This window comes from Pseudomonas sp. PB101 (genome assembly GCF_009764265.1).
Classification (GTDB): Bacteria; Pseudomonadota; Gammaproteobacteria; order Pseudomonadales; family Pseudomonadaceae; genus Aquipseudomonas.
Map to the genome: position 1 here is coordinate 135464 of NZ_RWIR01000004.1, position 12129 is coordinate 147592.

Here is a 12129-nt window from a genome sequence, read left to right on the forward strand (position 1 = left end):
GAGGTCTTGTGGGGGAGCAACGGGCGGGAGAGAGGAAGCCAGGGCAAACGCTGGCAGTGTTACAGATGGGAGCAATGGGTGCGTGGGCGCACCTTTAGGGAACACTGCACGCCTGACGCTGATTATCGCGGGTCAGTGGGTGTGCGGCAGGTGCTCGAACAGGGTCGTGCAGACGCCGGCAATGTGCTCGTCCAGAAGCTTCACCGCCAGGTCCACATCCCCGGCGCGGCAGGCCGCGAGGATCTCGCGGTGTTCGTGATCGGCCCGTTCCTTGCCGGCCGACAAGCTCATCTGCATGCGTAGATAACGCTCCAGCTTGTCATTGACCGAACGGATCAGGCTCACCAGAAACGGCCGCTGCGCAGGCTCGTACAGGCAGGAATGCAGCTCCCAGTTGAGCTCGGCCCAGCGCCCCACGTCGTCCTCGCCGATGAACTCCTGGCAGATGCGCTCGGCACGGGCGAAGGTCTCTTCGGTCATGTTCGGAATGGCCAGGCGCAGAATCTTGTCCTCCAGCAACATCCGCACTTCGAACATCTGCGCCAGTTCCGCATCGGAAACCCGCGTGACCATCGCCCCGCGATTGCGCTGGAACATCACCAACCCTTCGGCCTCCAGCCGCTTGAGGGCTTCGCGCACCGGGATCTTGCTGACATTGAACTGGCGGGCGATGTCGTCCTGGCGGATCGGCTCATCCTCGGCAAAATGCCCGGCGACAATCGCATCCCGCAGATGGCGAGTGATGATCTCCGACGTCGAAGGCGTGTTACCAAGGTCGGGTGCGTTGAGTTTGGTCAGGTTCACGGCGGCGGTCATTTGGAGTGAGATAGCGCTAGGGTATACGAAATTCTTTTGCTGATCCGCTACAACAAAACGGGCGCCGGTAAAGGCGCCCGTTTTCATTCAGGCCTGCGCCGTCTTCTCAGAGGCTATCCGGATCCCCGAAGAACATCTGGATCCGCGAGCGCAACCAGCGCTCCCCCGGATCATTATCCTGCGACCCGCGCCAGGCCATGTGCAGTTCGAAGCTGCGCACCGGCAACGGCGGATCTTCCGCGCGCACACCGCCGGCGGCGGTCAACGCATCGGCCGTGTAGTCCGGCACGGTGGCGACGATGTCGGTGCCGGCGAGCAGGGTGCTCAGACCGTTGAACTGTGGCACGGCCAATACGACATGACGCTTGCGTCCGAGCTTCTCCAGTTCTTCATCGATGAAGCCGCTGAGGTCGCCGGCGAACGACACCAGGGCATGGGGGCGAGCGCAGTAATCATCCAGGCTCAACGGCCCCGGCACGGTGTCGGCGCGCAACAGTTTCGGCTGGCTGCGACGCAGCACCTTGCGCTTGGCGTTGGCCGGCAGGTCGGTGGTGTAGCTGACGCCGATGGAAATCTCGCCGGATGCCAGCAATCCCGGCATCAGGATGTAGTTGACCCGGCGCACCACCAGCACGATCCCCGGCGATTCGGCCCGCAGGCGCTTGAGCAGCATCGGCAGCAAGGCGAACTCGACGTCGTCCGAAAGGCCGATGCGGAACACCGCGGTACTTGTGGCAGGATCGAACTCGGCCGCACGGCTGACCGCCGTGGAAATCGAATCCAGCGCCGGCGAGAGCAGGGCGAAGATCTCGACGGCCCTGGCGGACGGCTCCATGCTGCGCCCGGTTCGCACGAACAAAGGGTCATCGAACAAGCCGCGCAGGCGCGAGAGCGCCGCACTGATGGCGGGCTGGCCGAGGAACAGTTTTTCCGCGGCGCGGGTCACGCTGCGTTCGTGCATCAATGTTTCGAAAACGATCAACAGGTTCAGGTCGACACGACGCAGGTCATTACGATTCATCTGGAGTCCTGGCAGAGTCAGCAAGCTTGACGTGGGCGGCCATATGAGAACAATGGCCAGCAGGAATATTACGGGGAAAGGCTGGTACTCTGCACCGGGTAATTCAGTTTTTCCTACATGGGCTGCTTCGGTTTCTTACGACATTTGACGATGTTGCCGCCGCTGCGGAATCAATGACAGGCATGTCGACTATTAATAGCCACAGATAGTGTTGGGTTGAAAGCCCAGCTAGAGTTCAAGGCATTAGAGGTTCATTTGGCGAGGTTTGCGATGTCCCGCACGATCCGTTTTCACAAGTTTGGTCCAGCCGAGGTGCTCAAATGCGAAGAGCATGCGACGGCTCAGCCTGCACCGGGCGAAGTGCAGGTGCGCGTCGAAGCGATCGGCATCAGTTGGTATGACACTCTCTGGCGTCAGAACCTGGCCCCGTCCCATGCCCGCCTGCCTTCAGGCCTGGGGCAGGAGATGGCTGGTATCGTCACCGCCGTCGGTGAGGGTGTCGACGACCTGGAGGTCGGTGACAAGGTCGCCAGCTTCCCGGCCCAAAGCCCGAACGACTATCCGGTCTACGGTGAGTTGATCGTTCTGCCACGCTCGGCAGTCACCCGTTATCCGGATGTGCTCAGCCCGATTGAAGCCAGCGTGCACTACACGCCGTTGTTGATCGCCTATTTCGCTTATGCGGATCTGGCACGGGTCAAGCCAGGGCAATTCGCCCTGGTGACTGACGCGAGTCATTGCGCCGGACCTTCGTTCGTTCAACTGGGCAAGGCCTTGGGTGTTCGAGTGATCGCCGCGACCAAGACCGAAGAGGAACGTGAATACCTGCTGTCACTGGGTGCCGAGAAAGTCATCGTCACCGAGGAAGAAGATCTGCTGATGCGGATCAACAAGATCACCGACAACCGTGGCGTGGACGTGGTCTTCGATGGTTTGGGCGGTCCGCAGATGTCGTTGCTGGGCGATGTCCTGGCGCCTCGCGGCAGCCTGGTGCTGTACGGCCTGCAAGGTGGCAACCAGACGCCGTTCCCGGCCTGCGCAGCGTTCCAGAAGAACATTCAGTTCTTCGTGCACTGCATCGGCAACTTCACGGGCAAGCCGGAACTGGGCATCACCCAGGACCAGGCCGCACTGCAACGTGCCTTGCGCGACATCAACCAGCTGACCGCCGATCGCGTTCTGCTGCCGCTCAAGACTCGGGTGTTCCCGTTTGCCGAGTTTGTCGAGGCACACCGCTACATGGACGAATGCCCGTGTCGCGAAAGGGTCGCGCTGCAGGTCGAGCCGGCGTAACCACCGCTGCAAATGCCCACCCCCAAGAGTCCGTGCCTGCACGGACTCTTTCGTTTGTGCCCCCCTCCGCAAAAAGAAGCCGTCGATCCGCAGGCCGGTCCAGCAACTGAACTGGTTTTTGCCCGTAATCTGTAGCTTCTAATCAGCCACTAAGCACTGATAATTGAATGATTACTTTCATCTCAAGGAATGAGTCATGGCTGTCTGTCAGGCTATAACTTTTAAAAGTGCACCATCGGTGCAAACCTCCACATTATTTAGTTGTCCTGTAGTTGCCAAAAAGACAGCGACTACTTTCTTCTTTATTTCTTGTGTTAAGTGTCTGTGGGACTTTGTCGGACGTTTCCTAGGATCTTCCCTAAAACCCAACAAACCCTTGCCAGCCGGGCACTACAGCCTCGTCTTTGGCGATCGAAAGAAGCGCTGTTGCGATCGTTTCAAATAATTTCCAGAAAATTCAAGTGCTAGCATTTGGCAATAAAGTCCATGACTCCATTCGTGCAGACAGTCCCGCGCCATTTGCTGTCCGCACGATATTGAACTTACGCGTACCAGGTAAATAAAGATGACCAGCATCCATGACCAAGCGATGAACTATGTCTATCAACAAGTGCTGCAGCGATTGCTGGGTTTTTTCTCGCGTGCCGAACGCACCGCATTGCAATTGTTGATTCAACGCCTGGCGTTCGCGGCGGGGGGCATGGAGCAGATTGGCGACTACAAGGTGTTGGCGGTCCAGACCGGGGCCCGTGACAACTGCTACGCCTTGGCCCTGTTGCGTGCCGCGCAATTGACGATCGCCACGCGTTCGCCGACGACTTTCCAGCTGCGCATCGCCTCGTTGCGCCTGAACGGCGCAAGCGGTATGGCCATGGAAAACATGCACAGGACCAACAGCGCCTTGTTTGTCTATGACGACCCCCGGGTCGAGGTGTTGATGGTCGATGACCGGGAAATCCTGCCGTTTGATCACCTGGCACCGATGTCCGATGCCGCTCGCGAGGCGAGTCGCCTGAACCTGTTGATGATTGGCCATCGCCGGCAGTGGCGTGGCGGGTTGGACCTGTGGGATGACGGTTATCTGGCCACGGCAGAGTTCTACGGGCAAATCGCTCGCTGGGACGGTGGTGTCGACGCCTTGCTCATCAGTGACACGCCACGTCAGCAACAGCAGTTCATGGACGGTTTGCGGCGTGCCGCCACCAAGGCAGGGCTCGAGCCTTTGCCAGTGGGCGAAGCCGGTTCTGCGGAGTTGTTTGCACTGCTCGATGAACTGGGCAGCGACTGTTATCAGGCGTTGTATGCCGGTCATGGTCAGGCTCGATGGCGTCCGCAGGAGCGCTTCGAGACTTGTCGTCGTGCGGCCTGCATCGACATTCACGACCTGCTGGTCAGTAGCCTGGAAGAGCGCTGGCCAATACTCACTGAATTTCTCGGATTCCGGCCTGGCGAATTGTCCGGGCAGGTCAGCGACAACGAATTCGTCAGTCCGTTGATCTCGGCGCACGTGCGCGGGTTGCAAGCGTGCTTCGTGCAGGGTCGCGATTACGCCGGCGGCATTGCGCAATACCTGCAGCGCGCCTTGGTGATGATGCGTCGCAAGGAGCTGCCCGAGCGTTTGTGCGAGCAGGCCATCGAGGTATTCGGCAACCCGGCGACACTGAGCGAGCTGCGCGCACGGGCAACGGCTGAGGCGCAGAAGATCCTGGGCCTGAGCGAAGCACAACTGGTGTGCCTGCTCTTTTCCCCCTTTGTTGAGCAAGGTGCGGGACTTGAGCGCTTTTTGCGAGAGTGCCACCCGGGCATGTTGGTGGCCTTGCCGGAGTTGCACCGGGCCATGCAGGGGCATTCGGTCGCCGAACAGATCATGCACTGGATGATGGACGTCAGCGGCTTGCCCGTCAGCCTGATTGGCCAGCTCTATCGCCTGCAATGGGCGTCGCAAGGCAATAGCGGGGCGCCTGACGTCAGCCTCACGCTGGAGGAAGAATGGTCGGCGGATCACTGAACGTGGACGGATTTCCAGCCAGTGTTGTCGGCCTGCTGCCATGAAAGGACCACGAGAAACGGATTTCGCCTATCAGGCGGTCTATCGATACCTGGCCTGCCTGATCAACGAATCGGAAGGGGATTCGCGCATTCGCCTGCCGTCGCTGCGGCAACTGGCAGAGCGCCTCAATGTGTCGATCTCGACCATTCAATACGCCTATTCGCTGCTGGAGAAGGAAGGGCGCGTCTATTCAGTGGCCAAGTCCGGTTACTACGCGTTGCCGGTGTCCTCGATCAACCCGCAGGACAGCGCCAGCGATCTGCTGGAAGCGGTGTACGTCAATGCCCGGCGTCCGGGGATGCTGGTCCTGAGCGCCGATGAGCCGGCCCTGCTGCAGCCGCTGGACAGCCCGTTGCTGCTGCTGGAGCGCGAGTTGCTGCGCCAGTACCCGCGCCAGCCGCAGTCGCCTTCGCAGCCCTGCGGCGAGCTGGAATTGCGCACCGCCCTGGCAGCGCGCTACACCACGTCACCCATGCGCTACTGGCACGCCGATGATGTCTATATCGGCGCCGATCTTCGGGGCGTACTGGAAATCCTCATCGCCGTGCTGGCGTTGAAAGACGCCACGGTAGTGGTGGAGTCACCGTGCGACTGGACGTTCCTGCGGTTGTTCCAGGCCGCCTGCGTGCACGTGATCGAGTTGCCCGTGCAAGCCGATGGCTGCCTGGATCCGCAGCGCCTGAAAACGCTGCTGGAAACCGAACCGGTGCAATTGGTGATGCTGTCATCGGCCCTGAACATGCCGCGCGGCAGCCAGGCGCCTGACGAAAACCGCCAGGCCATCGCCCGGCTGTTGGCTGTGCATGACAGCTGGGTGCTGGAAAACGACTGTTATGGCGAACTCGGATTCGAACCCGATGGCGTACGCTTTCGCGACTTGCTGGACCCTGAACGGCTGATGGTGTTTTCCACCTTCGAAAAAACCATTGGTGCGGAAGCGCCCTATGGCTACCTGCTTTCAAGGCATTTGAGCGCCGAGCTGCAACGGCACTTTCTGCTGCGCTCCTTCCGTCTGTCGCCGATACGCCAGAAAGCCATCGCCCGTTTATATAGCAGCGGCCGCATCGATCAACACCTGCTGGTGCTGCGACGGCTGCTCAAGGAGCGTAAAAGTCAGATGACCCAGCTGTTGCAGGAGCGGCTGGGCGATGCCTTGCATTTCGTCGAGCCAGAAGGCGGGGCAACGATCTGGGTGCGCTCGCTGCGTCAGGTCAATGTCCGCCGGGTGTTCCAGCGCCTGTTGGCGCATCAGGTGGTTGTCGCGCCGGGCGAACTGTTCAGCCTGCATGGCCTGCACGGGCAACATTTGCGCCTGAGCCATACCTTCGGCGGTGATCACAATCTGGCCGCCGCGCTGGGTTTGTTGGGCGATGCGCTGCGTCTGGAATCGATCGACTGAGCGGGGCGACAAACAAGCTTCACTCCCCGTGGATCGATCCCATCGCGTTGCGGTCAAACTGCCAGTAAACTGCGACCCAACTCCTTAACCACTCTATTCCAGAGGTTTTGCATGACACTCAGTCCTTTTGCGGGTAAACCGGCACCGGCACAATTGTTGGTCGACATCCCGCGACTGGTAACGGCCTATTACACCGGCCAGCCTGATGCCGCGATTTCGACCCAGCGCGTTGCCTTCGGCACGTCCGGGCACCGTGGCAGCTCGTTCGACTTGAGTTTCAACGAATGGCACGTGCTGGCGATCAGCCAGGCGATCTGCCTGTATCGCCAAGCTCAAGGCATCGACGGCCCGCTGTTCGTCGGCATCGACACCCACGCGCTGTCCACGCCGGCCGGCGCCAGCGCCCTCGAAGTGCTGGCGGCCAACGGCGTGACGGTGATGATCGCCGCGGGCGACGAGTACACGCCGACGCCAGCCATTTCCCATGCGATTCTCTGCTACAACCGTGGTCGCACCAGCGGCCTGGCGGACGGCATCGTCATCACGCCGTCGCACAATCCGCCGCAGAGCGGTGGCTACAAGTACAACCCAACCAACGGTGGTCCGGCCGATACCCACATCACCAAGTGGATCGAAGCCAAGGCCAACGAATTGCTGGCCAACAAGCTCGCGGGCGTCAAGCGCATCGGCTACGAGCAGGCACTGAAGGCCAGCACCACCCATCGTCACGACTATCTCAACACCTATGTCGCCGACCTGATCAACGTGATCGACTTCGACGCCATCCGCGACGCCAAGCTGCGCCTGGGTGTCGATCCGCTGGGTGGAGCAGGGGTGCGCTACTGGTCGGCAATTGCCGAGCATTACCGCCTGGACCTGGAGGTGGTGAACAAAGAGGTCGACTCGACTTTCCGCTTCATGACCGTCGACTGGGACGGCCAGATCCGCATGGACCCATCGTCCAGCCACGCCATGCAAGGCCTGATCGGCCTCAAGGAACGCTTCGACGTGGCGTTTGCCTGCGATCCGGACCACGACCGCCATGGCATCGTCACGCCGTCCGGTGGTTTGCTGGCGCCGAACAACTACCTCGCGGTGTCCATCGACTACCTGTTCCAGAACCGTGCGCAATGGCGCGCTGATGCCGCCGTGGGTAAAACCGTGGTCAGCAGCGGCCTGATCGATCGCGTGGCCAAGCGCCTGGGTCGTCGCCTGTACGAAGTGCCGGTCGGCTTCAAATGGTTTGCCGATGGCCTGTTCGATGGCTCCCTGGGTTTTGGTGGCGAAGAAAGCGCCGGCGCCTCGTTCCTGCGCAAGGACGGCAGCGTCTGGAGCACCGACAAGGACGGTTTGATCCCGGCCCTGCTGGCCGCCGAGATGACCGCCCGCACCGGTCGCGACCCGAGCCAGGCCTATCGCGCCTTGACCGATGAACTGGGTGAACCGTTCTCGGTGCGGGTCGACGCCAAGGCCAATCCGCAGCAGAAAGCGCTGCTGAGCAAGCTGTCGCCGCAACAGGTCACCTCGACCGAACTGGCGGGCGAGCCGATCCAGAGCATCCTCAGCCACGCACCGGGCAATGACCAGGCCATTGGCGGCCTCAAGGTCATGACCGAAAACGGCTGGTTCGCGGCGCGCCCGTCGGGCACGGAAGACATCTACAAGATCTACGCCGAAAGCTTTGTCAGCGACGACCACCTCAAGCAACTGGTGGCCGAGGCGCAAGCGCTGGTGGATGGGGCGATTTCCTTGTAAGAGCGAGCCTGCTCGCGATGGTCGTCAACGATAACGCTGGCAGCCTGACACCCCGCGTATTCTCGGGTTTTTCGCGAGCAGGCTCGCTCCTACATTGGAATGCATTCGCCTTTGTAGGAGCTGGCTTGCCAGCGATGACTTCAGCAAGAACGCCGCAAATTTCGGATCAGGCCAAGTCCACCAGAACAATCTCACTGTCCTCAATGGCCGTCACCCGCAACACGGCCTCATCGGCCACCGCGACTCCGTCTCGAGCTTGTGCGCGCAAGCCATTGACTTCAATGACCCCGGTGGCCGGTACCAGGTACGCACGACGACCATTGTCCAGGTGGTACTCGGCAGTCTCGCCAGCCTTCAGATTGGCCGCCACCAGCCGGGCATCGGCGCGGATGCGCAGGCTCTGTTCGTCGCCTTCCTTGCCGCTGGCCAGCGTGACAAAACCTTCGCGGTCGCCTTTCGGGAACGGCTTGGCGCCCCAGGAAGGGGCCAGGCCGGTCTCGTTGGGGATGATCCAGATCTGGAAAATCCTCGTCGGTGTAGCTTCCAGGTTGTACTCGCTGTGGGCGATCCCGGTGCCGGCGCTCATGACCTGGACGTCACCGGCTTCGGTGCGGCCCTTGTTGCCAAGGTTGTCCTGGTGGGTAATGGCGCCTTCGCGGACATAGGTGATGATCTCCATGTCGCGGTGCGGATGTTGCGGGAAACCGGTGCCAGGAGCGATCACGTCGTCATTCCAGACCCGCAGGTTGCCCCAGTTCATACGTTTGGGGTCGTAGTACTCGGCGAACGAAAAATGGTGGTGAGCATCCAACCAGCCGTGGTTAGCACCGCCGAGCGAGTTGAAAGGCCTGAGTTCGAGCATGATCGTCTCCTGAAAAGGTTCGTCGGTGGGTAATGACGGCCATCATCCAACAGGCAACAATCGATAAAAAGCGTAAAAAATGCAGCATTCCCATCGAATCGATAGATATGAAGTTATCTCGAAATTTTCTCATCCAACCTTCAATTCATCGCATAAGCCAATGAGTCATAAGCAATTGACTAGAACTCAAGGGCAAATGCAGACACCATAGCGCCCAACAGCCTCACACCCTGGAGTCAGTCCGCGTGCCGCAACACACCCCCGATCTTCCTCCTGAACTTCGTCCCCTGGCCGAGATGCCGCTGATCAAGCGATTGCTCGCCCGGTTCTTCGGCTACAGCCTGACCCGCCTGCACGCACAGCACCGTGCGTCGTGGTTGCACGGCCAGGCTGATGGTTTTCGCAGTGGACACAGCGCCGGGGTCGATTACGGCTACAAGGAAGGCAAGCTCGAAGGGCTGGAGGAGGGTCGGCAGGTCCTGCTGATCCGCGACTCGCGCAGCACTGAACACCGGCCACCGAATGTCGATGAGCTGCTGTTCGACGATTGGCGCCTGCCCTTGAGCGCCGAGTTGAAGAAGCGCATGAAGGCGGATGTCGCCCGGTTGCTGCCGGCCCATGCCCAGCCCAGCGCCGCCCAGTGGAAAATGATCTTCAGCGACACGCCGTCCACCTCGGTGATCGCGGGCGCCGGTGCAGGCAAATCGACCACGCTGGTGCTGCGCATCCTGCTGTTGAGCCATTACCTGGGCTTCGAGCTGAGTTCGATGACCGTGGTGACCTTCACCCGCGAGTCGCGCAAGGACTTCATCAACAAGCTGATCGAACTGTTTGCGCTCTGGGGCCGCGCGATCAGTTTCAAGGAGGCGCGGGACCTGGTGCGCACCTTTCACTCGCGGATCCTGCCGATGGTGCGCAGCCTTCCCGGTTTCGAGCGTCTGCAGGCGTTCGAGAACCTCAGCCTGCGCACTGCACAGGGTGACGAGGAGGTCGACAGCAATCCGTTCGACCTGCGCATCAACGACGCTCAACGCCAACAGCTCAATGCCTGCTATCACCGTCTGCACCGCGACGATGAGCGTTTTCGCGAGCTGATCAAGCCGTTGTCCCGGCATGCCCTGCAACTCAAGGAGCTGGAGCGCGATCACCCGGATGTGCAGAAACGCATCGGCGTGACCGAACTGGCGGCCAAGCGCGATGAAGAGTTGTGCGACACCCTTGAGGATTTGTGGATTCGCGCTGGTGCCTGGCCGATCAAGGGTATCGAGCCGAATCGCCAGTCGTTCGATATCAATGGCTCGACATTCCATTGTCACGGCTACATTGCGTCCCTGGATGCCTGGGTGGTGCTGGGGTTCGATCCCAGGGAAAGCCCGCAGCTGGCCCGGCCAAACGCCAAGCTGTCGGTGCGCGCAGAGTGGGCGGTAAAGCGCACCCTGTTTCAAGCTTTCTGCCGTAAGCCATTGATATGGCTTGATAGTTACGAATCGTCAAAGCGTGTCCTGGCCTCCCTTGCCGGCGATGCCAGTGCCGGGCCGGGCTTCGATTACAAGGTCAAGGGCGAGCTCGCTTCGGCGCCGCTGCTCGATTGTTTTGTCGCCGCCGCCGGGTTCATCGAAAACCTCGGTCTGGACGTGCCGAGCGCCGTGGGGCAGATGAGTTTCGCCAAGGACGATCCCGACCGGTTCTTCTTTGAAGCCTTGAGTCTGTACTGGCGGGCGCTGGAAGATCACTTGCTCGATCAGAAACCGCCGATCATGACCTACAACCGGATGTTCGCCCTGTTCAGCGAACATTCGCCGGAGAATCTGAAACTGCTCGGCGACGAGTTGCTGCGACCGCTGTCGCACCTGATGATCGACGAATTCCAGGACGTTTCGCCGCAGATCGTCTCCTGGATCCGGGCCAGCCTGGCGGAGATCCGCAGTCGCGGGCCGGCCATGCACGTCGGGCGCGGGGCCCAGCGTTCCTCGCTGCTTTGTGTGGGTGATGACTGGCAGTCCATCTATGGCTGGCGCGGCAGTTCGCCGAGTTACTTCATGGAATTCAACAAGGAGTTCCCGTCGCCGAGCACCACCAAGGTCATGCTCAGCGACAACTACCGCAGCCACCAGCACATCATCGATGCCGCCGAGCACATCGTGCGCGCAGCACCGGCGATTGCCGGGAAGAAAGCCAAGGCCAGCGGCGAGCCCAAGGCATTGCTGCCGGTGAACGTCCTCGACCGTGATGACCAGGGCATGGCGCAGCGCCTGATGGAGCATTACCGGAAGGGTGATTCAATCTTGATGCTTTATCGAAAAAGTAGCGATAAGTCATTGATAGAAGAGCATATTCAGTCTGTAGTTAATGTTGATTCGAGCTTGCCGTATGAGGCTCGCAGGCTCAAGCAACTGACCTATCACAGCGCCAAGGGCCTCCAGGCCGATGCAGTGTTCCTGCTCGGCGACTGCCAGCACCTGACCAGTTCACCCTACAAGAATCAGGTCTACCGCCTGGCGGGCCTGGGCAAGGCCGGCGACAGCGAACCCTACGACAACGCCCAGAAGGACGAGATCCTGCGCCTGGCATACGTGGGCATTACCCGAGCCGTCAGCCATTGCTACTGGTACGTCGATGCGCAAGACACCCAGGCCGCGAACCTGCCCAAGGCATCCGACCGGGTTGGCAAGGGCAAGGCGTTTTTTGTCGATCATCGTAAAAGCCAGACCACCGCCTGAATCGCAACCCTGTAGGAGCCGGCTTGCTGGCGATGGACTCAAGTGCGCCGCGTTTATCCAGGTCACACGCGTCAACGTTAACGACCATCGCTGGCAAGCCAGCTCCTACAAGGGACCGCGTCCTGGTCGAAATGATGTGAACGCCAAACTGTAGGAGCCGGCTTGCTGGCGATGGACTCGAGTGCACCGCGATTATCCGGGTTACACGCGTTA

The 12129-nt window shown here is 60.6% G+C and carries 8 protein-coding genes; 5 read left to right on the forward strand and 3 right to left on the reverse strand.

Annotated elements, in window-relative coordinates:
• Positions 1 to 132: 132 nt before the first annotated feature.
• On the reverse strand, positions 133 to 804 hold the full coding sequence (locus tag EI969_RS01000; protein ID WP_224789992.1) for a GntR family transcriptional regulator: 672 nt from the start codon (positions 802 to 804) through the stop codon (positions 133 to 135).
• Between the two features lie 118 nt (positions 805 to 922).
• On the reverse strand, positions 923 to 1837 hold the full coding sequence (locus EI969_RS01005) for a LysR family transcriptional regulator (RefSeq protein WP_095942189.1): 915 nt from the start codon (positions 1835 to 1837) through the stop codon (positions 923 to 925).
• 270 nt (positions 1838 to 2107) lie between these two features.
• Here EI969_RS01005 and EI969_RS01010 point away from each other — a divergent pair, with 270 nt between their 5' ends.
• The 4 genes from EI969_RS01010 to pgm all read left to right on the forward strand — a co-directional run bounded on the left by EI969_RS01010 (position 2108) and on the right by pgm (position 8334).
• Complete coding sequence (locus EI969_RS01010; protein ID WP_160385550.1) at positions 2108 to 3130, forward strand: zinc-dependent alcohol dehydrogenase family protein; 1023 nt, start codon at positions 2108 to 2110, stop codon at positions 3128 to 3130.
• Positions 3131 to 3695: 565 nt separating this feature from the next.
• Complete coding sequence (locus EI969_RS01015; protein WP_160385551.1) at positions 3696 to 5138, forward strand: hypothetical protein; 1443 nt, start codon at positions 3696 to 3698, stop codon at positions 5136 to 5138.
• Between the two features lie 40 nt (positions 5139 to 5178).
• Positions 5179 to 6579 (forward strand): PLP-dependent aminotransferase family protein, encoded by a 1401-nt coding sequence (locus tag EI969_RS01020; protein ID WP_160385552.1) that lies wholly within the window; start codon positions 5179 to 5181, stop codon positions 6577 to 6579.
• A 111-nt stretch (positions 6580 to 6690) separates the two neighbouring features.
• On the forward strand, positions 6691 to 8334 hold the full coding sequence (gene pgm, locus EI969_RS01025; protein WP_160385553.1) for a phosphoglucomutase (alpha-D-glucose-1,6-bisphosphate-dependent): 1644 nt from the start codon (positions 6691 to 6693) through the stop codon (positions 8332 to 8334).
• Between the two features lie 166 nt (positions 8335 to 8500).
• On the opposite strand, the gene EI969_RS01030 is transcribed toward pgm, so the two are convergent.
• Complete coding sequence (locus EI969_RS01030) at positions 8501 to 9196, reverse strand: pirin family protein (RefSeq protein ID WP_160385554.1); 696 nt, start codon at positions 9194 to 9196, stop codon at positions 8501 to 8503.
• A 245-nt stretch (positions 9197 to 9441) separates the two neighbouring features.
• Here EI969_RS01030 and EI969_RS01035 point away from each other — a divergent pair, with 245 nt between their 5' ends.
• Positions 9442 to 11916: a UvrD-helicase domain-containing protein gene (locus EI969_RS01035; RefSeq protein ID WP_160385555.1), complete on the forward strand. Its 2475-nt coding sequence runs from the start codon at positions 9442 to 9444 to the stop codon at positions 11914 to 11916.
• Positions 11917 to 12129: the final 213 nt, after the last annotated feature.